Annotated in this window: 22 protein-coding genes and 3 pseudogenes; 13 read left to right on the top strand and 12 right to left on the bottom strand. The window is 38.4% G+C overall.

The window, feature by feature from the left end; genetic code table 11:
* Positions 1-18: 18 nt before the first annotated feature.
* The 4 genes from SPD89_RS03290 (at position 19) to SPD89_RS03275 (ending at position 3,210) form a co-directional block, all read left to right on the top strand.
* The gene (locus SPD89_RS03290) at positions 19-444 is read left to right on the top strand and encodes a MaoC family dehydratase (RefSeq protein WP_336260535.1); all 426 of its coding nucleotides are present in this window, start codon (positions 19-21) and stop codon (positions 442-444) included.
* A gap of 687 nt (positions 445-1,131) precedes the next feature.
* A complete protein-coding gene (locus SPD89_RS03285) occupies positions 1,132-1,674 on the top strand; it encodes a sigma-70 family RNA polymerase sigma factor (RefSeq protein ID WP_336260534.1) in 543 nt (180 codons plus the stop codon).
* A complete protein-coding gene (locus SPD89_RS03280; protein ID WP_336260533.1) occupies positions 1,658-2,725 on the top strand; it encodes a DUF4179 domain-containing protein in 1,068 nt (355 codons plus the stop codon). The genes SPD89_RS03285 and SPD89_RS03280 overlap by 17 nt, the downstream gene beginning before the upstream one ends.
* A 239-nt stretch (positions 2,726-2,964) precedes the next feature.
* Positions 2,965-3,210, top strand: coding sequence for a hypothetical protein (locus SPD89_RS03275; RefSeq protein WP_336260532.1), 246 nt, complete (start codon positions 2,965-2,967; stop codon positions 3,208-3,210).
* Positions 3,211-3,737: 527 nt separating this feature from the next.
* Here the strand turns inward: SPD89_RS03275 and SPD89_RS03270 are convergent.
* Genes SPD89_RS03270 through sipW form a run of 3 tightly spaced genes read right to left on the bottom strand, consistent with a single transcriptional unit; the run spans position 3,738 to position 5,361 of the window.
* Positions 3,738-4,325: a CalY family protein gene (locus tag SPD89_RS03270; protein WP_336260531.1), complete on the bottom strand. Its 588-nt coding sequence runs from the start codon at positions 4,323-4,325 to the stop codon at positions 3,738-3,740.
* A gap of 27 nt (positions 4,326-4,352) precedes the next feature.
* On the bottom strand, positions 4,353-4,757 hold the full coding sequence (locus SPD89_RS03265) for an FIMAH domain-containing protein (protein WP_336260530.1): 405 nt from the start codon (positions 4,755-4,757) through the stop codon (positions 4,353-4,355).
* A 37-nt stretch (positions 4,758-4,794) separates the two neighbouring features.
* A complete protein-coding gene (gene sipW / locus SPD89_RS03260; protein WP_336260529.1) occupies positions 4,795-5,361 on the bottom strand; it encodes a signal peptidase I SipW in 567 nt (188 codons plus the stop codon).
* Positions 5,362-5,814: 453 nt separating this feature from the next.
* On the opposite strand from sipW, the gene SPD89_RS03255 reads away from it, so the two are divergent.
* Together SPD89_RS03255 and SPD89_RS03250 are read left to right on the top strand one after the other, a co-directional pair.
* Positions 5,815-6,720 (top strand): Rpn family recombination-promoting nuclease/putative transposase, encoded by a 906-nt coding sequence (locus SPD89_RS03255; protein WP_336260528.1) that lies wholly within the window; start codon positions 5,815-5,817, stop codon positions 6,718-6,720.
* 45 nt (positions 6,721-6,765) lie between these two features.
* Complete coding sequence (locus SPD89_RS03250) at positions 6,766-6,990, top strand: hypothetical protein (RefSeq protein ID WP_336260527.1); 225 nt, start codon at positions 6,766-6,768, stop codon at positions 6,988-6,990.
* 348 nt (positions 6,991-7,338) lie between these two features.
* On the opposite strand, the gene SPD89_RS03245 is transcribed toward SPD89_RS03250, so the two are convergent.
* The gene (locus SPD89_RS03245; protein ID WP_336260526.1) at positions 7,339-8,562 is read right to left on the bottom strand and encodes an N-acetylglucosaminidase; all 1,224 of its coding nucleotides are present in this window, start codon (positions 8,560-8,562) and stop codon (positions 7,339-7,341) included.
* Positions 8,563-8,717: 155 nt separating this feature from the next.
* Between SPD89_RS03245 and SPD89_RS03240 the strand changes: the two genes are divergently transcribed.
* Both SPD89_RS03240 and SPD89_RS03235 read left to right on the top strand, forming a co-directional pair.
* On the top strand, positions 8,718-9,785 hold the full coding sequence (locus SPD89_RS03240) for a YeeE/YedE family protein (protein WP_336260525.1): 1,068 nt from the start codon (positions 8,718-8,720) through the stop codon (positions 9,783-9,785).
* 21 nt (positions 9,786-9,806) lie between these two features.
* On the top strand, positions 9,807-10,031 hold the full coding sequence (locus tag SPD89_RS03235; RefSeq protein WP_336260524.1) for a sulfurtransferase TusA family protein: 225 nt from the start codon (positions 9,807-9,809) through the stop codon (positions 10,029-10,031).
* 725 nt (positions 10,032-10,756) lie between these two features.
* Here the strand turns inward: SPD89_RS03235 and SPD89_RS03230 are convergent.
* Complete coding sequence (locus tag SPD89_RS03230; protein ID WP_336260523.1) at positions 10,757-11,755, bottom strand: nuclease-related domain-containing protein; 999 nt, start codon at positions 11,753-11,755, stop codon at positions 10,757-10,759.
* An 850-nt stretch (positions 11,756-12,605) separates the two neighbouring features.
* On the opposite strand from SPD89_RS03230, the gene SPD89_RS03220 reads away from it, so the two are divergent.
* Both SPD89_RS03220 and SPD89_RS03215 read left to right on the top strand, forming a co-directional pair.
* Positions 12,606-13,607: an Rpn family recombination-promoting nuclease/putative transposase gene (locus tag SPD89_RS03220; protein WP_336260522.1), complete on the top strand. Its 1,002-nt coding sequence runs from the start codon at positions 12,606-12,608 to the stop codon at positions 13,605-13,607.
* Positions 13,608-13,627: 20 nt separating this feature from the next.
* Positions 13,628-13,888, top strand: a complete 261-nt coding sequence (locus tag SPD89_RS03215; RefSeq protein ID WP_336260521.1) for a transposase — start codon at positions 13,628-13,630, stop codon at positions 13,886-13,888.
* Between the two features lie 259 nt (positions 13,889-14,147).
* On the opposite strand, the gene SPD89_RS03210 is transcribed toward SPD89_RS03215, so the two are convergent.
* The 4 genes and pseudogenes from SPD89_RS03210 to SPD89_RS03195 all read right to left on the bottom strand — a co-directional run bounded on the left by SPD89_RS03210 (position 14,148) and on the right by SPD89_RS03195 (position 16,114).
* Positions 14,148-14,333 (bottom strand): transposase, encoded by a 186-nt coding sequence (locus tag SPD89_RS03210; RefSeq protein WP_336260520.1) that lies wholly within the window; start codon positions 14,331-14,333, stop codon positions 14,148-14,150.
* Positions 14,334-14,355: 22 nt separating this feature from the next.
* On the bottom strand, positions 14,356-14,574 hold the full coding sequence (locus tag SPD89_RS03205) for a hypothetical protein (RefSeq protein ID WP_336260519.1): 219 nt from the start codon (positions 14,572-14,574) through the stop codon (positions 14,356-14,358).
* Between the two features lie 665 nt (positions 14,575-15,239).
* Positions 15,240-15,810, bottom strand: a pseudogene (locus SPD89_RS03200) (DUF2812 domain-containing protein).
* Complete coding sequence (locus tag SPD89_RS03195; RefSeq protein WP_336260518.1) at positions 15,797-16,114, bottom strand: PadR family transcriptional regulator; 318 nt, start codon at positions 16,112-16,114, stop codon at positions 15,797-15,799. The pseudogene SPD89_RS03200 and the gene SPD89_RS03195 overlap by 14 nt, the downstream one beginning before the upstream one ends.
* Before the next feature lie 192 nt (positions 16,115-16,306).
* On the opposite strand from SPD89_RS03195, the gene SPD89_RS03190 reads away from it, so the two are divergent.
* On the top strand, positions 16,307-16,900 hold the full coding sequence (locus tag SPD89_RS03190; RefSeq protein WP_336260517.1) for a TetR/AcrR family transcriptional regulator: 594 nt from the start codon (positions 16,307-16,309) through the stop codon (positions 16,898-16,900).
* 356 nt (positions 16,901-17,256) lie between these two features.
* On the opposite strand, the gene SPD89_RS03185 is transcribed toward SPD89_RS03190, so the two are convergent.
* Together SPD89_RS03185 and SPD89_RS03180 are read right to left on the bottom strand one after the other, a co-directional pair.
* The gene (locus SPD89_RS03185; RefSeq protein ID WP_336260564.1) at positions 17,257-17,523 is read right to left on the bottom strand and encodes a helix-turn-helix transcriptional regulator; all 267 of its coding nucleotides are present in this window, start codon (positions 17,521-17,523) and stop codon (positions 17,257-17,259) included.
* Between the two features lie 180 nt (positions 17,524-17,703).
* A pseudogene (locus tag SPD89_RS03180) lies at positions 17,704-18,037 on the bottom strand (AraC family transcriptional regulator); the annotation flags it as partial.
* Between the two features lie 386 nt (positions 18,038-18,423).
* Here SPD89_RS03180 and SPD89_RS03175 point away from each other — a divergent pair.
* Positions 18,424-18,561 (top strand): annotated as a pseudogene (locus SPD89_RS03175) (Atu4866 domain-containing protein); the annotation flags it as partial.
* Between the two features lie 48 nt (positions 18,562-18,609).
* Here SPD89_RS03175 and SPD89_RS03170 read toward each other — a convergent pair.
* Positions 18,610-19,194 carry a CGNR zinc finger domain-containing protein gene (locus SPD89_RS03170; protein ID WP_336260516.1) on the bottom strand — a complete coding sequence of 195 codons (585 nt, stop codon included), beginning with the start codon at positions 19,192-19,194 and terminating at the stop codon, positions 18,610-18,612.
* A 231-nt stretch (positions 19,195-19,425) separates the two neighbouring features.
* Here SPD89_RS03170 and SPD89_RS03165 point away from each other — a divergent pair, with 231 nt between their 5' ends.
* A complete protein-coding gene (locus SPD89_RS03165; protein WP_336260515.1) occupies positions 19,426-20,286 on the top strand; it encodes an alpha/beta fold hydrolase in 861 nt (286 codons plus the stop codon).
* Positions 20,287-20,609 lie beyond the last annotated feature (323 nt).

Below are 20,609 nucleotides of genomic sequence, written 5' to 3'. Positions count from 1 at the left end.
ACTTACGAGGTGTTCGTTATGAAGTACGATGCGTTTACGATTGGGCAAGTATTTGAATCGGATTCACTTACACTCACAAAAGCGGATATTATGGGATTTGCGGAAAAATTTGATCCGCAGTATATGCATTTGGATGAGGGGAAGGCTGCGGAAGGGCGATTTAATGGTATTATTGCTTCTGGCATCCATACGTTAGGTGTTTCGTTTAAACTGTGGGTGGAATTAGGTGTTTATGGGGAGGATATCATCGCGGGAACTGGGATGGATCGAATCCGGTTTTTGAGGCCGGTGTATCCTGGTGATGAGTTGCGCGTTGTTGCGGAAGTGATTAATAAGAAAAAGGTTAAAAAAGATGCCGGAATTGTAACTGTATTATTATCTACATATAATGCGGGTAATGAGAAAGTATTTAAAGGGGAATTGTCTGTCTTAATTAAGCGATAGGGTCTTTTGCATGTTTTAATCGCTGGCGTTTGGCTCCGAGGTTGTCAATTTTGATTTTTTAGGAGACGCTGGCGCGACGTATACGAGTGGGCAAGTGAGTCAGGCTTTATTAACGGCAGAACCTGGATCGATCGCACTGTTACATATGAACCAGCCGACGAGCGCCGTGCGCGAGGCGGTACCACAACTCATGGCACGAGGGTATGAGTTTGTGTTATTAGTGGGAAAAGTGCTGGAGTGAATTTTTAAAAGGATTGCTAGATGCTAGTTTAGAATACGATGTCATTTCCAAATAAAAAATAACCACCCTATCTAAGCTGACAGCATTTAGGGTAGTTACTTAAAACACTCAAATATGAGTCGCCCCTTTGAAGGGTTGTTACACATTGAACCGTTCCATGTTCCTGCATGGTCGGTCTTTATTACATTATGAATATCTACATATTTTATACCTCATTTTTTTTCATAATATAAACATTAATATTTTTAAAATACGAGGCTTCCCCATACGAATGAGATAATCCCAAAATGTTTAGGCGAATGTGCTCTCCTATTCATTTTGAGATTTTTTGTTTACTATATAAAGCAACAAGATAAAATAAAAGGAACTTTAATATAAATAAATGAAAAAGTTGAAACTTTTTGTGTGGCGGGATTGCTCTAATTAGTGAAGGGAGGGATGATTTGGTGAAACATGATCTACATACGGTGAAACGGGCGATGAAGGGAGACGCTCAGGCTTTTGAGGAGTTGCTGATTTTGGAAGAGAGAATGCTTTATTATAAGGCGCTGTCTTATGTTGGTCGGAAGGAAGATGCGTTGGATGCGATTCAGGAGACGGCGTATAAGGCGTTTTTGGCGGTCGGGCAGTTGCGGCAGCCGGAGTATTTTTCGACTTGGTTGTTTCGGATTTTGATACGAGAGTGTTATCGGTTGTTACGGGAACGAGATCGGACTATTCCTTATGAGGAGAATGAATTGCTTCGGAAATTGGATCAGAAGCAAGATGAGGAGATAGAGTCATTTCATTTAGGTGAGGCTTTGTCGAGGCTAAATGATTCTTATCAAACGGCGATCATTTTATTTTACTATCATGATTTGTCAATTAAGGATATTGCTGTAGTGATGGAGAAGCCGGTTGGTACGGTGAAAACGTATTTGCGGAGAGCGCGGAAAAAATTAAAATCTGAGTTGGAAAGGAGTTATCAATTACATGAAAAAGTCACATGAGTTTCCGGAAGATCAGGTGCGGGCGGCGATTCGTGCGGGAGTGGCTCGGGCTCAAGATGAGAATTCTGTTATGGGGTCGCGTCGTGTCAGGAAGCGTTATGGAAAGAAGATCATTTATGCGTTGGGTAGTGTGGCGGCTGTTTTTGTAATATTAGTAGGTTCGTCTTATTTTTCTCCTACTTTAGCGAGCAGTTTATCGCAAATTCCGATTATCGGTTCTGTTTTTGGGAATTCTGATCTGATCAGTTTGCGGGAAGCACAAAAAAGTGGGTTAACGACGGCTGTTGGGGAAACACAAACGGTTGACGGAATTTCCGTTACGCTTGATGAAATTTTATATGATCAAAATAATATATCGATTGGGCTTTACATTGAATCGGAGGAGGAACTTGGGGAATTTTATTTTGGTGCGGGAATGGATTTTACGATCGATGGAGATTTACCTAGTGGATCAACTGGGAGTTACGGGGAAGAAATTTTGTCTGCAACTACTCGGACTGCGATTCAGGAAATAAATGTTACTGAGGAAATGCCGGATGAATTTGAACTTGGATTAATCTTGCATGGGGAGGACGGGAAGACGTGGTACTTCTCCACTCCTATTGAGAAAATTTCTGATGTTGCGGTGATTCCTGTGGATCATACTCAGTCTGTTGACGGGGTTGAGCTTTCGGTGACGGAGCTGGCGGTGAGCCAGACAGGGGTGAGTGTCGTTTATGAAAGCGTGGAGGATGAGACGGATTTTGATTTGAGTCGCGGTGGAAATATTGAGTTTTTGATGGAAGATCAGGACGGAAATGAAATTGAAGGTCTCTCAGGCGGCGTAACTGGGGAATTGGTTGATGGTCGGATTGTGTATACGAGTCGGAAGCAGTTTGATCCGATCGATGACGGTGTAACAGAATTGACGATCACTCCTTATGTGGTTGTTCCTTCTGGTGGCGGAGGAGTTGAAATTGGTGAAGACGGCGAGGAGAAAGAGTTGGAGTTTAAAGGTGATTTGATTGAGCCGATTGAATTTGAACCTTTTACAGTGGAAATTCCGAAGTAAGAGTTTTCTAGTGAGGATTGAGGAGTTGAGGAAGGATTGGGGTCTGGTTAGGCTCTGATCCTTTTTTGTTGAGTGGGACTATTGATATTGGCACATCTTTGGCGAGGGTGGCACATCTTATGAGATTTCGGCACATATTTGGTGGAAGCGGCACATTTTATAGGTTTTCAGCACATATTTGGCGGAAACGGCACATCTTATGAGATTTCGGCACATCTTTGGCGGAATCGGCACATCTTATGAGATTTCGGCACATCTTTGGCGGAAGCGGCACATCTTATGAGATTTCAGCACATCTTTGGGTGGAATTGGCACATTTTATTGGATTTCGGCACATCTTTGGCGGAAGCGGCACATCTTATGAGATTTCAGCACATCTTTGGGTGGAAACAGCACATCTTATTGGAGTTCAGCACATCTTTGGTGGAATTGGCACATTTTATGAGATTTTGGCACATCTTTGGCAGAAGCGGCACATTTTATGAGATTTCAGCACATCTTTGGTAGAATCGGCACATTTTATTGGATTTCGGCACATCTTTGGTAGAATCGGCACATTTTATTGGATTTCGGCACATCTTTGGCGGAAGCGGCACATCTTATGACATTTCAGCACATCTTTAGTGGAATCGGCACATCTTATGAGATTTCGGCACATCTTTGGCGGAAGCGGCACATCTTATGAGATTTCAGCACATCTTTGGCGGAAGCGGCACATCTTATGAGATTTCAGCACATCTTTGGTGGGAGCGGCACATCTTATGAGATTTCGGCACATCTTTGGGTGGAATTGGCACATTTTATTGGATTTCGGCACATCTTTGGTAGAATCGGCACATTTTATTGGATTTCGGCACATCTTTGGCAGAAGCGGCACATTTTATGAGATTTCAGCACATCTTTGGTAGAAGCGGCACATCTTATGACATTTCAGCACATCTTTGGTGGGATCGGCACATCTTTGGAGAGAGAAATGAATGAAAAAACTCTAGCGGACGCTAGAGTTTTCCGATTATTTTTGTTCTCCGTCTTTTTGGTATGCGGTGAATGTCCATGCGAGTTCGAGGGCATCGCCTTGGAATTGGTTTTGGTCGGCGCCGTTATCGAGAAAGACGAATTTGACGATCAGATCATGTGTTTCTCCAGCTGGTAGGCCTTCATCTCCTAGTTCTGGATAGAAAATATTTTTGCTAACTGCTTCTGGTGACATATTTTTTAATTCGGCTAAGGTTGTTTCATAGATCACTTCATCGAAATTGTTGACGTTGTATAAAAATTCGACTTGGATATGTGCACCGAAGTCTTCGGTGTTGTCACCATTTGCGTCAATGACGTTATAATCTGTGTCTAACGTTACTTTACTCATATCAAGTGTGCCATTATTATGTAGCTCGAAGTCGCGAATCATGCTGTCGCCTGGTTTCATATTGTCAAGATCGATTAAGGCGGTCGGTTTCATCTCAAGGTCTAATGTTCCGGCAGCGAATGTATTATTACTTGTTTCACTGTCACTAAAGAACGCGAATGTTCCTCCGGCTATTAACAAGATTCCAAGTACTGCAGACATCATTCCGATTGTTACTTGTTTTTTTATATTCATTTCTCCATTCCTTTCTTCTTTTCATAATCATTGATTTTCGAGGATTGTTTCCCAATCCCAAGCCAAGACTCTAGTTATTTTACGAATCATTATTCCTCTCGTTCTTTCGATATTTCCGCTATATTGATGATGCTCGAGCAGTACTTCGTATTGACGCAGTTGTTGTAGTGCCTTACCTGTATTTCCCTGATCGAGATAAAAATCAATTGTCGTTAGCTGTAGTTGTAAGTTCCTTGTGGTTGCTTCGTTTCTAATATCACCACTTGCGGCTGCCCTTTCAACGGCACCTTGCATTATTTTAATATCTGCTTTGAAGTCACCGGTTGTTATCCTTTGCGTTGAAACACCTTCATCGACTGATGAAAAACCGCTTAGAAGTGCAGCTACGGTGAAAATGGCAAAAATAAAAGTGATTCGCTGTTTGATGTTCATTGAAAAATTTGTCCCCCCTATAAATTAAAAAATACTTCTAGAGGTTCACCTCCTTTATATTTTTTTGTTTATCATTTTGCACGTATTGGACCACTCGCCAAATAATAATGAATGAGTTGATGAGTAAAAGAATTCCGGGAACGATTAATAGTAGAGCTGCCCCTTGCTTGGAAGTGGCGAAACTAAGTACGTATCCGGCATACGGAATGGAAATCCCTGTATATGTTCCGACTATATTTTCAGCAAACACCGGTTGGGGATCGACAGCTTCATTCGCATCCCCTTTTGTCATGTATTGCTCCCCACCCTCAATCACTTCCGTAATCCGGTGCGTAACCGTTGTGTTTTCTTCTGTTAAAAAGGTAATCACATCATTTTCTTGAAATTGGGTTGTATCTCCCTCAGTTTCTATAAAAATGATCGACCCTGTTTCCATCTCGGGCTCCATTGAACCTGAAAGGACAGTTTTTATTTGATAGCCAAATAGATTCGCATCTTTTCCAGTGATTTTTGATGAGATAACGAGAAATAAAGTGATTAGAAGTGTAATAGTTAATAAGGTTGTTACGAGTTGGTTGATTATTTTTAGCAACTTTCTCCACATTTTGACGGATCATCTCCAGTAATCTAGTAAATTTTTAATTAATCGCTAGTATACTTATCGTTATATTACTATTTTTCGTCGCTTTCTATCCTTATTGATAAACTAGCAAATAAAAATAGATGATGTTGTCTAAAACTGTCGGTTTATTTTGTCGGATCAAAAGATGAATAAAAGGGATTAGTTGTTGACAGAGTGGATGTAGGATTAAAGTCTGGTGATAGGGGTGATATTACCTATGAGGCGTGAAGGAGATGCCGGACGTGAGGTTACCTCTAGTGGGAGAGTTACGTAACTATGGCATAAAATCCATTTCTCCGTGGGATATAAAAACATTACTGGAGTAATTTTTTTAAAAAAATAAATAAAACACTTGTTCGTATTCCGGTTTTGGTGTATACTTAAAATAGATCTTCATCATGATACTCATCCATTACTTATTTAGGGTGTGTTATAATGAGCATATCAATTTTCCCGAATTTGGTTAGGGAAAGTTCCTCACAATATACAAAACATGATCAATTGTTCAAACAACTAATTCACACTTTTTTCGAAGAGTTTTTGGAAGCATTTTTTCCGGAGATACATAAACAAATCGACTTTCAATCCACTGTGCAATTATCCGAAGAATTTTTTACTGACTTAATAGACGGTGATGTAAGACGCCTTGATATTATTGTCCAAGCTAGAATAATAGCAGAAGAGTCGCTTATCATTATTCATATTGAACCCCAAAGCTCCGTGCAAACCAATTTTCATGAACGGATGTTTCAATATTTCAGTTTGTTATATCATAAATTCCGTAAACCAATTATCCCAATTGCTGTTTATAGTTATAAAGAAAACTGGGACTTAAGTCAATTTAATATTCATTTTTTAGATAAAAATATTTTAAAGTTCAATTATTTTGCACTGCATTTAAGGAAACAAAATTGGCGAGAATATATTAAGAAAGATAACCCAGCCGCAGCGGCCCTACTTAGTAAGATGGGGTATTCTGAGGAGGAGCGCATTCAAGTTAAAATTGAATTTTTACGGATGCTTGTCCGTTTGCGAGTCGATCCTGCAAAACAGCGATTGTTGTACGGATTTTTTGAGTCATATTTAAGTTTGAATGATGAAGAGGAGGAAAGATTTATGGAAGAAGCGAGACGATTAGATGAAGCGGATGAAATTTTAGAAATCCCTATATCTTATGAGGAGCGAGGTAAGAAAAAAGGCTTGGAAGAAGGATTAGAGCGTGGTAAGAAAGAAGTTGCATTGAAACTGTTGAAAAAAGGATTAGATATTTATCTGATTATGGAGGCAACTAAACTAAGTTTAGATGAAATAAAAAAGTTGCAGAAGCAATTAGAAAAATGAGGCGGATTTTAAATCTAAATGATGAAAGGGGAGGAGGAAAGATTTATGGATGAAGCGAGACGCTTAGATGAAGCGGATGAAATTTTAGAAATCCCTATATCTTATGAGGAGCGAGGTAAGAAAAAAGGTTTGGAAGAAGGATTAGAGCGTGGTAAGAAAGAGGTTGCTTTGGAATTGTTGAAGAAAGGATTAGACATTGATCTGATAGTGGAAGCAACTAAACTAAGTTTAGATGAAATAAAAAAGTTGCAGAAGCAGTTAGAAAAATGAGGCGGATTAATTAGAAAACTCGGCATTCGCCAAGCCTAACGGTGAATGCCTTAGTTACGCTTACGACGCACAGAACGTGCTAGTACTGGCGCCTGAGACAAACGCTTTTCGGTGGGACGAACGAAAGTGCAAATGCTCTTCGATGGGACGAGTAAGCGCATCCCAGTCCCAGGAGGTCGCGCTTTTAGTCAGAGAGCAGTAAGAAAGGATTTATACTTTTGTATGAAAACAAACCTTTTTCATGATAGCTGGTGGCTTCTGCGAATGCTAGGCTATGCTGATTTCTTATCTGCCAAAATAAACCCATTCAGCTTAAAGTTGCCAAATGGGACTTCCTGATAGTGCCGCCTATCCTTCCTTATATGCAGGTATATCATAATGATAGGTTGGATTTTTCAGCTGCTCATAAATTTCTTTTATTTGCTTTGTCTGTTTTTCCGCCCAGCCGATGTCGGTGGCGTATTGTTTCCAGTAATAGCCCTCACCCATTTTCGGATTCCATTTCATTTTGTAGAGCGTGTTTTGTTCAAATTCATTGTAAATGTAGTCTTTTCCGATCCACTCGGCACCTTCTTCAATCGCTTTTTCCGGGGTGAACCATTTATTTTCATATGCGGTTATGGCACCACATTTGAGCGGGCAACTGTCTGCTGCGCCGATGCCATACATATTGTAAGTCGTTTTAATTTCCTTCAATTTTTTTTCGTTTTTAGGCGTGACGACCGTTGGCTTGCCTTTCTTGTTTAACCCAACTTCAATCCCATTTGCAAGCTCGGATGTGCCTTGCCCTGTTTCATGCAGTGCATGGGCGATCAAATATGCTTCATTGAGGCCGTGTTTTTTGCCTCCGTCAATAAATGCTTGTGCACGACCTTCCAAGATTCCCCGATCTTCAAGAACAAGGTTCAAGTCTTCTTCCGTGACACCGATTGATTCATCAAGCCGAATATGTTGGAATATATTTTCCTCATCGTTTGGATCGAGGATCTTTTTAATGTCACCCGGCTTCGGTCTGCGCCAGCCATCGAAAAAAACTTCTATCCAATTCACATCGAGGTTGGCAATTGTGAGTGTCTCCCCTTTTTGGATGGTACCATATTCGTGGTTATTTTTGCTAGGACCTGCGTGAATATTTGTGTCTCTAGCAGTTTTGATTTGCTGTACATCTACTAGATTTGAATGAATATAATATGTATCCGTTTTATAGTAAATTTCATACCAAAGTGGGCTATCTTCATACTCGTCTCCTTGTACGACTTTATTAATATTAACGGGCGTTGTTTTTATAAATTGAAACGCAACTTTCGAATCTAACGTAGGTTCTGTTCGTATGTTTACGGTTAGTGCATTAATTTCATTTGGTCCAGTGAATTTGACATCGTTCGTCGCTATATATGCCGGGTCATTGCGGTAAATATCGGTAATTGGATTCGATGCCTTATTAAGTTGTATGTCAACCGCTTCTTCAAGCGTAATCGAATAATCGGTATATGCAGTTTCCGCCTTTTGCGCATTGATTGTCGCAGGAACGAGGAGGAAAAGTGTTGCTAGAATTATAGAAATTTTTCTCAATATGTCATCCCCTATTGTAGAGTCTAGCAATATTTTATCGAAGTTTACGAGAAAATTAAAGAGTTTTTTACCTTCTTTTTAGTGTTGACATAATTCACTTCTTACCTTATAATTCTTATCAAGTTACTATGAATAAAAAGAGTGATTTATATAAAATGGTCTACATGATTTTAACTGGACTTTTATGTGGAGGACTTCTAGGTTTTGTGATGCAGAGAGGTCGCTTTTGTTTAACTGGTGGATTTCGCGATATGTATATCGCTAAAGATAATCGTATGTTTTATGCACTTTTGGTAGCCATTGCCGTCCAAAGTGTTGGCGTTTTTTCGCTTATACACTTTGGGGTAATTGAGTTTTTCGCGGGAAGTTTTTCGTGGCTCGCAGTCATAATTGGTTCTTTCCTCTTTGGAATTGGAATAATTTTTGCCGGTGGATGTGCGACTGGGACGTGGTATCGTGCTGGTGAAGGGTTACTTGGGAGTTGGATCGCCCTTTTTGGCTATATGTTTATGAGCGCAGTCATGAGAACTGGCGTGTTGGCTCCGGTGGATGCTTCACTTAAAAAAGTGGAAGCACCAACAAATTCCATTGCGGAAAGTACAGGAATACCGGTCGGTGTTTTAATCATTTTATTTGTTTCCATCGTCGGTTTTGTCGTTTATAAAGAAATGAAAAAGCCAAAAGTAGCAATTCCGTCCATGAAACCGCGCCGTACTGGTCTTGCGCATATTTTATTTGAAAAAAGATGGCATCCTTTTGTAACAGCCGTTCTTGTTGGGTTGATCGCCATCCTTGCTTGGCCGCTCAGCGCTGCAACGGGGAGAATGTTTGGTCTTGGGATTACTGCGCCATCTGCGAACATCTTGCAATTTGCAATCAGTGGGGATATGTCTTTTATTAATTGGGGCGTCTTTTTAGTGCTAGGAATTTTACTTGGATCTTATCTCGCCGCAAAAGGAAGCCGCGAATTCCGCTTCAGAATGCCTGATGCCAAAACAGGAATGACAAGTTTTCTAGGTGGAAACTTAATGGGATTCGGCGCAAGCCTCGCTGGTGGATGTTCAATCGGAAATGGTCTTGTGATGACTGCGATGATGACATGGCAAGGTTGGGTATCCTTACTATTTATAATGCTCGGCACTTGGACGGCATCATATTTCGTATTTATCCGTCCACAAACGAAGAAAAAAGGTGCCGTTGCTAAAGAAGCTGTTACCGCATAATTTAAAAGGAGGTTTTTGATCATGCAGAAAAAATTAGAAGTGATGGGCCAAGTTTGCCCATTCCCATTAGTAGAAGCGAAAAAAGGTATCGAAGAAATTAATAGCGGCGATAAACTCGTCATCGAATTCGACTGCACCCAAGCAACCGAAAGCATCCCACGCTGGGCAGCAGAATCCGGACACGAAGTCACCAACTTCGAACAAACCGACACCGCCGCTTGGACAATTACAGTCAAAAAAGCATAAAGTAGCGTAGGGAAGGACTTCTTTGGAAAGAAGTCCTTTTTTATATGATTAAAATTCGTTGTGAAATTGAACAATTCACCAATTTTTTCGGAAAGATGCGCCAAACCCTGAAAGAATGTGCCCGTTTCACGAATGATGTGCCAAATCTGAGAGAAATGTGCCTGTTTTACAAAACATGCGCCAAATCCTGAAAGAATGTGCCTGTTTTACGAAAGATGTGCCAAATCCTGAAAGAATGCGCCTGTTTCACGAAAGATGTGCCAAATCTGAGAGAAATGTGCCTGTTTTATGAAACATGTGCCAAACCCTGAAGGAATGTGCCTGTTTTACGAAAGATGTGCCAAATCTGAGAGGAATGTGCCTATTTTACAAAACATGTGCCAAATCCTGAAGGAATGTGCCTGTTTCACGAAAGATGTGCCAAAATCGAGAACAATGTGCCTGTTTTACGAAAGATGTGCCAAAATCGAGAAGAATGTGCCTGTTTTACAAAACATGTGCCAAATCCTGAAGGAATGTGCCTGTTTTACGAAAGATGTGCCAAAATCGAGAACAATGTGCCTGTTTTACGAAATATGTGCCAAATCTGAGAGAAATGTGCCTGTTTCACGAAAGATGTGCCAAATCCTAGAGGAATGTGCCTGTTTCACGAAAGATGTGCCAAAATCGAGAACAATGTGCCTGTTTCACGAAACATGTGCCAAATCTGAGAGAAATGCGCTACTCTAAATTAAGTTTTTCAATTGATTTTTGTTTATCCATACTTTAGACCTGTTTTTTAAAGAAAAATGTGAGTCTTGTAACATTTTTCGTGCTATGAATCTAGATTTTAATAATAAAAACTTCCTGCATTCTTCATTCGTAATCTTCGGTGAAAAAAGTAATGAGTAATCATAAAGCGCCTTTTTATGCGCATCTTTCGAATAAGCACCGCATCCTAGGCAATGCCATTTCCCATGCGACCGTACCATTCCCAGTTTCCCACACTCAGGACAGTGGACACCAGGCTGGATGTCACTCAAACTGAAGCCAAATCTCTCAAAAATATCATAATCAAACTCTTCACACTCGCGCATAATTGTGCTGATCACACGATTTTTCAAGTTATTGTTCGAAGCGCTCTCCTTTGCAACTTCTGCATCCTTCTTCATCACACGCACCGGAATTTCGTCCACATAAGAAACGACGTTACTTAACGCCCTCTCATCTCCTTGCACATTTATGATCGTGCTTTGTTCGGAAAAAGCTATGAAATGATAGATAGGAAGACCTGCGAGCCCTCGTTGCTGTAGCCACCGCAATAAATGAAAATGGATTGTCTCAACCTGGGAAATTGGATATTTGTATCCTTGCAATTTTTTGCCACTGTTCTGAATAAATTGTCTGAGTAGCGTATTGAACGTAACAGTTCCTTCAAAGCTTTTCACTTCGGGGGTGTAGATAGCGTATGCACTGATGATAAGGGAATCAATTTGAAATTTCTTGCCAAAAATTGTAAGCGTGACATCGTTCAACACAGCAAACGTATCTGGTAAACTCCGCAGATGATAATCCAATTTCCGCTCACCATTATACCCTTTTTGCATTTTGGCAGCTTCCATGCGCAAGTACGATAGTTTATCAGCATTAACAGCTAGTCTTGGAATTGAAGCATCTAACTTTTGTAGTGGTATCGGCTTCTTTCGATCTCTAATGAAAATAATCCACTCCTTTTTAACTATCATAAGGAATCGCAACGACCGCGTCAAAACAGTAAAAAGCAGTTTTGCCACTACAAAACATATCCAAAAACCTTTTTCTCCCTATTAGAAAAAACAATTTTAACCTACTCGCATTCCTTGATTCTTTTATTTTATATCAGTAACGTTGCATAAAAAATTTCCTAACTTATCCAACACTTATATTAGCACAATCATTTTGTTAACGGAATATTCAGATATCGTTTTATTTCTATTTTTAAAAAAGGACAATGAGACGTAAAGGCAGCCCTTTTCCGTTTTTTTATAGTTATTCAAATGATAGGATCGTAGGTTAGATCATCCAAATGCGAAACATCTCCCACTTCATATTGTGCTAAGGTCTCTTCAAAGATACGTTAATGTTAAATTCGCCGTCGCCCCTTGGTAGGATTGGTCTGGCTTCTTGAATAACTCGGAGATAAAGGTTGTAAGTTTCTTTGAACCAATAGTCGGTTACCCAATTCATCATTTCCAGTAGGTTTCCTTTATATCCTAGGTCATTTTTCGTGAGTATGTTTAAACAGAATGCTGTCATCGCGAGATAAATCTGATTAAATACAGCATTTGGCTTTTACCGTAAAACTTTTTGACGACTAAATGCTGCTTTACCCATTTGAAGAACAGTTCAACATTTATTTCAACTGAGCGTATATAAAAGCTTGATAACAATAAGCGTAGTTAATTTTTAACATACTTATCGATTCCAGCATGATCAATCATTTCTTGAACAACTTTAAAACCTAAAGAAACACTTGTTCTTATTTATATTTTGTTGTATAATAGAAGTAGATCTTCATCTAGATATGCATCCATTACTTGTTTAGGGTGTGTTATAATGAGTGTAATAATTTTTCCAAATGAGAATATTTTAAAGAATGAGTTTTTAGCAAAAGAAAATTCGCCACAATATACGAAGCATGATCAATTATTTAAACAATTAATTCACACTTTTTTCGAAGAGTTTTTGGATGCATTTTTTCCAGAAATCCATGAACAAATTGACTTTCAATCAACCATACAGTTATCCGAAGAGTTTTTTACAGATTTAATAAATGGAGATGTGAGGAGACTTGATATCCTTGTGCAAGCAAGAATAAAAGAAACGGAGTCGTTCATAGTTGCACATATCGAACCTCAAAGCACAGTACAAACATATTTCAATGAACGGATGTTTCAATATTTCAGTTTGTTATATCATAAATTTCGTAAACCGATTATCCCAATTGCTGTTTACAGCTATGAAGACAGCTGGGACGAGAGTGAATTTAATATTCATTTTAATAATCAGGATATTTTAAAGTTCAATTATTTTGCACTGCATTTAAGGAAACAAAAATGGAGAGAATATATTAATAAGGATAACCCGGTCGTGGCGGCATTGCTAAGTAAGATGGGTTTTTCTAAGGAGGAACGGGTTCAAGTAAAGATTGAATTTTTACGGATGCTCGTTCGTCTGCAACTTGATCCTGCAAAAGAGCGATTGGTGTACGGTTTTTTTGAGTCATACTTAAAATTAACGGATGAAGAGGAGGGAAAATTAATGGAAGAAGCAAGACGATTTGAGGATGCAGATGAGATTTTAGAAATTCCTATCTCGTATGAGGAAAGAGGGAAGAAGAAAGGATTAGAACAAGGAATAGAACAAGGATTAAAAGAAGGTTTAGAACAAGGATTAGAACAAGGTTTAAAAGAAGGTTTAAAAGAAGGATTAGAGCGCGGAAAAAAGGAAGTTGCATTGGAATTGTTGAAGAAAGGAATAGATATTGAACTAATAAAAGAGGCAACAAAGCTAAATTTGGAAGAAATAGAACAATTGAAAAAACAGTTAGAAAGATGAGGGGCAGGGAGAATAAATTAATGGAAGAAGCAAGACGATTTGAGGATGCAGATGAGATTTTAGAAATTCCTATCTCGTATGAGGAAAGAGGGAAGAAGAAAGGATTAGAACAAGGTTTAAAAGAAGGTTTAAAAGAAGGATTAAAAGAAGGATTAGAGCGCGGAAAAAAGGAAGTTGCATTGGAATTGTTGAAGAAAGGAATAGATATTGAACTGATAATAGAGGCAACAAAGCTAAGTTTGGAAGAAATAGAACGATTGGAAAAACAGATAGAAAGATGAGGGGCAGGGAGAATAAATGGATGAAGTAAACCTTGAGAGATAATTTTACTGTATCAGCGTTACTTGGGTTGCGAACTGGACGTGATCATTAAGTGATGGGATGTTCGGTCATGGTACAACGACACATCTTAAAATATCTTGAAATTTGCGCTAATGGGGCCCCAAACAAACTTACAGCCGCCTAAACGATCAAGGATATATTGGAATCGACCACTTTCTCGGATTGAAATGAGGTAGAACTCTTCTGTACTGGAGTGGATTAAATTTGTTGTTTCATTTTTTCGATTTCATCAAAATTTAGCTCTGTTGTTTTTGAAATCGTATCCACTCCTTCTTTTAACAGTTCCAAGACAACTTTCTGTTTTCCCTTTTCCAATCCTTTTTGTAGTCCTTCTTCATGACCTTTTTCCTTCCCCCGCTCTTCATACGAAATTGGGATTTCCAATATTTCCTCTGCATTTTTGTGATTACTTGCTTCCTAGCGCGAAAACCTCCTCTTCCCCAGTTAATTTTAAATACGTTTCAACGAACGCATACAAAAGTCGGTGTTCTGCTTCATTTAGTTTCAAACGCATTAGTATGCGCATGAACTGTAGCTTGACTTGCACCCACTCATCCTCTGAATAACCCATTTTGCTTAGCAATGCTACAGATACAGGATTGTCTTTCTTAATGAACTTATGCAAATTTTGCTTTCCGTTAATGCAACGTCAAATATTGAAAGTTCAACACATTTAAATCTGAAAATTGCATTAAACTCATCTTTTTCCCAGTTGTCCTCATAGCTAAAAATTGCAATTGGGATAATTGGCATATCTAGTTTTTTATAAAGTAAGTTGAAGTATTTAAACAATCTATTATTGAAATTGTTTGAACGTAACTATTCGGCTCTACAAGAATTACAATCAATGGATCCGTTTCTTTCCATTCCACCTCGACAACGATTCAAGATGTCTTTTTTCGCCATGAATAAGATCCGTTAATACTTCATCGGATAGGAATTTGACTGCTTGAACTTGCTCATGATATTTAAAATGAACTGATTAATTTCCTGTCCGCCTCCAAAATCCCCTTCTATTACAAACACACGGACATGTTCATTTTTAATTAATGCTCAAACACATCTTTTTTCAACTTCTGAAGTTCTAAATTCCCATGTGTTGCCTCTCCCAAGCCAATTATTCTTACATCATCCGGAATATTAATCTTTTTGACAGACGAAATATATTTTCTACTTCATCAAACACTTTATCATTATTACTGCACCCTGATACAACAATCATGAGACAAAGCACAGCCAATAAGAAAGGTTTCTTTTTAGAAAAGTGCATCTTTAAATTCCCTCATTTTTTTATTTTTCTTTTAACATTGAATACTTTCTATAAGCTTTATAGAAACTGCTGCCAAAAAGAATAACCATAAGTGCGGGAAGCGACCTCAAAAGAACAAATGGAGTCTCAAATAAAAATGCTATCCAAAATAATGCACCCTTCATACTCCAAAGACCATTAGTTAAATATAAACCTGAATCCTTGTAAAGCAAATAAGAAAAAAACAAACACAGCATACCCAACATGAATGAATAATCCATTAATCTTTTATAATAATTACTCTTTGATTGGCGATCCGAAAAGATTTCATTTTGATCATCATCTTCTTTTTTGCCAATATCGAATTCCACCAAGCCAAGGGCCATTTATATAAATCCAACCGAAGTCTTCATATAACCCCTTGTAATTTTTGAATTTTTTCTTTGATAAATAATCTTGATAATCCAGTCGCATCACATATCTCTTGTCGGTTTTTTCGAACGTGTATATTCCTAATCCACTAATATTTGTACAGCGATAGCCTTTTTGTAATTGCTCGTTCAGCCACTGCTCCTCCTTTTCAATATCAAAAAACATCTTAAATTTCTTCATTCGATTCACTTCCTTCGTACAAGGATAAAATATGCAATAACCTGTTTTGTTCCATTTTCAAAATGGTGCTTCCTTCCGCAGTTATCATATAAACTTTTCTCCGACCTGACTCTCCAACGGGTTTGATCCAACCATGCTTATTCAAGTTTTCAATTGCACCGTATAATGTACCAGCTGCCAAGATAACAGTACCGTTACTTATCTTTTCTATCTTCTGCATTACGGCATAGCCATGGAGTGGCTCACGCAGAGCTAATAAAATATAATGCATGGTTTCAGACAACGGTAATAATTTATGTTTCATATCCTCACCCCCCTATTCAGTTCAACTATATAGTTCAACTTAATAATATCGTAATACAGTTCAACTGAATAGTCAACAACATTTTCAAAATTAGTCAAAGGAACTTAAGGGAAAATTGAGAGACAAGATAATCCATAAACCGTTCTTTATGGATCGATTAGTATGTAAGTAAGTATTCAAGGAGGTGCGCGTATGGCTCGAACAGGACGACCACGTGTATTTGACAAAGAATTAGCAATTTCAAAAGCGATGGTTTTATATTGGGAGCAAGGTTTTGATTCTACGTCTCTTGCACAGCTAAAAGAAGCGATGGGTATATCATCTGCAAGTTTTTATGCAGCGTTTGGTTCTAAAGAGAACCTGTTCAAAGAAGTTATTGATCGATATAACACTTCTTACGGTAAAGTGACTGATTGTTTAGCTGACACGTCGATTAAATCTAAAGTAGCAATAGAAAAAGCTTTAAGACAGACAGCCAAAATGCAGACAGATTCTAGCCATCCTACTGGTTGTATGTTGGTATTATCAGCAAATGTTTGTTCAGAAAAAAATAACCATGTACGTGATCTTGTCTTTAAAGAACGTTCTTTAGTGCGGTTGAATTTAGAAGAATGTATAATAAGAGGGCAAGAAAACGGCGAGATAACTAGAGAGGTAAAGGCGGATGTTTTGTGCACGTTGATAGAAGCTTTTATGTATGGAATTTCTACACAAGCAAGAGACGGAATAAGTTATAAATCAATTGACCAAGCTATAACTCAAATTATCAAAACTTGTGATATTTAATTAAACGGTATACCAGTAAACTTTTAAAGTTTCTTTACATCTTATTCCCTTTTCGCTAAATTTACTTTTTAATTATGCATTGATAATGATAGTTTTTGCTTGCTAGGTATCTAGTCGATAATCCGGTAGCTATATTATTCTTATAAAGAAAGTATCTTTCTTGTTAGCTTATACTACAAAAAAAGATGTAGTGTTTATAAAAAATTGTAATCAAACTTTGTTATAAAAATGAATTATATAGAAAAACGTAGCCCTCTTATTTTGATCAACCTTTTTTTCAAAATAAAAGGGCTTATTCTATTACAAAATCAACGATCGTGACACTTTCTTAATCTGGTGTTAAACTAATTGGAGAGTTACATTGCGATAAAATGCGATATTAATATAAAGGCTTCACGCAGACGTCGAAGATCCTGCCCTGGCGGTAAACCGAACTTACGGGCGTATTCCCGGTTAAAATGGGAGGGACTTTCATATCCAACCTGGAACGAAACCTCTGCAGCATTTAGTTCTTCTGTAAAAAGCAGCCGGCGTGCTTCCTGAAGCCGGAGCTGCTTCTGATACTGAATCGGACTCATGCCCGTGACCTCCTTAAAATAACTGTAGAAGGAGGAAAAGCTCATTCCTGCTTCCTGCGCCAGCTGTTCCACTCGAATAGGCTGGTCGAATGTGTAATTTAACTTCTCGATTACCTTTGCAATCCGCTGAGCTTGGCACCCGATAAGCGCACAATGCTTCAAAGCATCGCTCTGTTCACTTTGCAGTACCCGGTAAAGTATTTCGTGATGGAGACCGGCCGAAAGTACAGGAATATCTTGAGGAGTATCCAGGAGCCGGAAAACGGCATCGAGGAGCGAGTCACTCATCCTGCTAATCGCCAAGCCACGTTTTGATTCACTTTTCGGCCTCTCTGTTTTATTCGATGCTGGAAGAATATCAAGAATCCGATTCATATCTGTAACTGCAAGCTTAAATAGGGGTTTTCCGGTGAAGCTTCTACGACCTGGCTTCTGATTGGCAGATGAACAGAAGCCGTCAAATAACTGGCTGCATCATAATGAAACCCCTCTTTCCAAGCATGACAACTTTTGAGCCTTGTACCACGACGCACAGGGAAGGCTCGTAGACTGTATGCACCGGCTCGGAAATCTGGGAGGTGCGGGTAAATCGTAAACCAGGAATAGCTTTCTCCTGCGTACCGTCGCTTTGTATATATTGCCCGATTGCCTCGATTAATTCTTCATTTCTTTTCACACAGATCTTCTCCCATCCTTTTAATTCCGTCTTAAGTCTTTTTCTTATTATACTATAGCCTTTTGGAGGATTAGGCAAGAATCGTGGATATCCCGGCTACCACTATGCTTACGCAGTGTTTCATAATAAAACTGTGATCATCCCATCCAATTGGAGGTTAGGATATTGATTAAGATTCTGTTACTGGTTCTTTCGTTGAATATATTATGAAGCAAGCATGACACGAACCGGATGCAAGTCGCCATTTGAAAATGAAGGGAGAAATTGAAATGAACAATAAACAGGCAACATCCCATCCATATGTCGGTATGTGGGTCACAGAAGATGGCCATATCCGGCATGAACTGCTGCCCAACGGCCGGTACGATGAAGCTCGGAGTAACCGCAAGAGCGCTTACCAAGGGAGGAGTTGGCCATTTTGGGTCGTAATCATAATTTCATTGGCAATTTGTGTACTACTTTTTCTTTTTCTTTGCATAAAATTCAGCAGCTTTTTTGCGATTCCCGCATAATTTCATGCTACACCAGCGCCTTTTTCCTGCTTTTGATGTATCGACAAAATAGAGACAGCATTCTGGGGCTTCGCACTTCCTAATACGATTGGTGGACGTGCTCTCCAATGTGTGAATAATTGAGTCAACAATATTGTACAACACGTGATCTTTAGCTGTGATTCCCTCGGATGCCAATACTAATTTATCATTCTTTTGAACAATAGTCAGATCAACTTTCACTTGCTTAACTAGTTTTACCAGTTGATCCGCAGTGTTTGGAACGAGTTCTCCATGTCGTTCTAAATCAGACATAATTATTTTGCAGAGGTTCCGAAGCGAATGAAGCCCGTAAATGAGCGAATCAAGCAATTCTTTGTTTTCTAAAGCTAGGGTGTCAGACTCCCTTAATAAATTATTTGCTTCTAGCCATTGAAGGGTTTTCGATGAGTCAACAAGAATATCAACCTGTTCTTTATTAGAGTTATATGTCGTATTTAATAGGTTAATCCATGTAGTTCCACCTAATACGAATATTGATTTGTTCATTATATTTCACCTCGTAAATCATTATAACCGTTAAAAAAATAATTTACAAGTTAGTTAAAATGATGTAGTATTCAATTATAACCATTATATCTTCATATTACAGGTTAAGGAGGTGAGGTGAACTTGAAAGAATTTAATGTTGAAGAAATATACGTAGAAACATAAATGAGTCGATTCAACGATTTTGTTAAAGTGCCCAACTGATTTCCAATAATAATTCGAGGTGAGAATATGTCTGTTCAATACAAAACAATAAATATCCACAACATTAATGTTTTTTATCGAGAAGCTGGTAATCGAAGCAATCCTACAATTTTATTGCTTCACGGTTTCCCCTCCTCTTCTCATATGTATAGAAATTTAATTATTAAATTAATGGATGAATATCACATTATTGCACCTGATTATCCAGGTTTCGGGAATAGTGATCAGCCCAAAATGGATGATTTTGAATACACTTTTGATAATATCGCTATTCTGATAAATGAATTTGTAGAGATGCTAAAATTAAAAAGATATAGTATTTATGTTCATGATTACGGAGCCCCAATCGGATTCAGATTAGCAACAAAACACCCTGAAAGAATTCAAGCCATCATAACTCAAAATGGAAATGCATATGAAGAAGGTTTATTGTCTGCCTGGGATCCTATAAGGACATATTGGGAAAAGCCTACTGAGGAAAATAAAAATAATTTAAGATCCCTGTTATCTGTGGAATTTACAGAATATCAATATACAGATGGGACTCGTCGCCCTGATCGAATTAGCCCCGATGCATGGAATATGGATCAATTCGTTTTGGATCGTCCGGGAAATAGCGAAATACAACTTGCTTTGTATTATGACTATAGAAACAATCTGAAACAATATCCAAATTGGCAAGAGTATTTTAGAACTTATCAACCTCCTACATTGGTTGCTTGGGGGAAAAATGACATGTTTTTCGGATCTAAAGGTGCGTTAGCATTCCAAAAAGACCTTAAAGATTGTGAGATTCATTTATTAAATACTGGTCATTTCCCTCTAGAAGAAGAGTTAGAAACGAGTGCTTATCTGATAAATCAATTTTTAAGAGATCATTTGAAGTAATATAAGATCCAATTTTATGATGTGAATGGAGTAGCAGAATTTCATGTTAAGTTTTAATTAAAGGGACTATAGTAATGCTTTACACTTTTCACGTATTGAATTAGGCATGTGCTGCTTCTTCATTGGATCGAGGAGAAGTAGTACCGGCTTAAGTGAATCATATATGCCCCAATTCACATCATATGGATGTTCAATGACGTTCTCATTTATTTCAGCTTCAGTGGGGGTTAATTCGTAAAATCTATTATTTATTTCCGCATATCATACTGGGTAATAAATAAAACTATAAATCCATTTTCGCTATTAACGATATAGTGTTTTGA

The organism is Pseudogracilibacillus sp. SO30301A, assembly GCF_037072025.1.
Taxonomy (GTDB): Bacteria; Bacillota; Bacilli; order Bacillales; family Amphibacillaceae; genus Pseudogracilibacillus.
This window is presented reverse-complemented; position numbering and strand designations above follow the sequence as displayed.

What these genes read in the sequence shown, in the direction of transcription:
- SPD89_RS03290 (WP_336260535.1), top strand. Translation starts at nt 19, where the DNA reads ATGAAGTACGATGCGTTTACGATTGGGCAAGTATTTGAATCGGATTCA.
- SPD89_RS03280 (WP_336260533.1), top strand. Translation starts at nt 1,658, where the DNA reads ATGAAAAAGTCACATGAGTTTCCGGAAGATCAGGTGCGGGCGGCGATT.
- SPD89_RS03275 (WP_336260532.1), top strand. Translation starts at nt 2,965, where the DNA reads ATGAGATTTCGGCACATCTTTGGCGGAAGCGGCACATCTTATGAGATT.
- SPD89_RS03270 (WP_336260531.1), bottom strand. Translation starts at nt 4,325, where the DNA reads ATGAATATAAAAAAACAAGTAACAATCGGAATGATGTCTGCAGTACTT.
- SPD89_RS03265 (WP_336260530.1), bottom strand. Translation starts at nt 4,757, where the DNA reads ATGAACATCAAACAGCGAATCACTTTTATTTTTGCCATTTTCACCGTA.
- sipW (WP_336260529.1), bottom strand. Translation starts at nt 5,361, where the DNA reads ATGTGGAGAAAGTTGCTAAAAATAATCAACCAACTCGTAACAACCTTA.
- SPD89_RS03255 (WP_336260528.1), top strand. Translation starts at nt 5,815, where the DNA reads ATGAGCATATCAATTTTCCCGAATTTGGTTAGGGAAAGTTCCTCACAA.
- SPD89_RS03250 (WP_336260527.1), top strand. Translation starts at nt 6,766, where the DNA reads ATGGATGAAGCGAGACGCTTAGATGAAGCGGATGAAATTTTAGAAATC.
- SPD89_RS03240 (WP_336260525.1), top strand. Translation starts at nt 8,718, where the DNA reads ATGGTCTACATGATTTTAACTGGACTTTTATGTGGAGGACTTCTAGGT.
- SPD89_RS03235 (WP_336260524.1), top strand. Translation starts at nt 9,807, where the DNA reads ATGCAGAAAAAATTAGAAGTGATGGGCCAAGTTTGCCCATTCCCATTA.
- SPD89_RS03230 (WP_336260523.1), bottom strand. Translation starts at nt 11,755, where the DNA reads ATGATAGTTAAAAAGGAGTGGATTATTTTCATTAGAGATCGAAAGAAG.
- SPD89_RS03220 (WP_336260522.1), top strand. Translation starts at nt 12,606, where the DNA reads ATGAGTGTAATAATTTTTCCAAATGAGAATATTTTAAAGAATGAGTTT.
- SPD89_RS03215 (WP_336260521.1), top strand. Translation starts at nt 13,628, where the DNA reads ATGGAAGAAGCAAGACGATTTGAGGATGCAGATGAGATTTTAGAAATT.
- SPD89_RS03195 (WP_336260518.1), bottom strand. Translation starts at nt 16,114, where the DNA reads ATGAAACATAAATTATTACCGTTGTCTGAAACCATGCATTATATTTTA.
- SPD89_RS03190 (WP_336260517.1), top strand. Translation starts at nt 16,307, where the DNA reads ATGGCTCGAACAGGACGACCACGTGTATTTGACAAAGAATTAGCAATT.
- SPD89_RS03185 (WP_336260564.1), bottom strand. Translation starts at nt 17,523, where the DNA reads ATGAGCTTTTCCTCCTTCTACAGTTATTTTAAGGAGGTCACGGGCATG.
- SPD89_RS03170 (WP_336260516.1), bottom strand. Translation starts at nt 19,194, where the DNA reads ATGAACAAATCAATATTCGTATTAGGTGGAACTACATGGATTAACCTA.
- SPD89_RS03165 (WP_336260515.1), top strand. Translation starts at nt 19,426, where the DNA reads ATGTCTGTTCAATACAAAACAATAAATATCCACAACATTAATGTTTTT.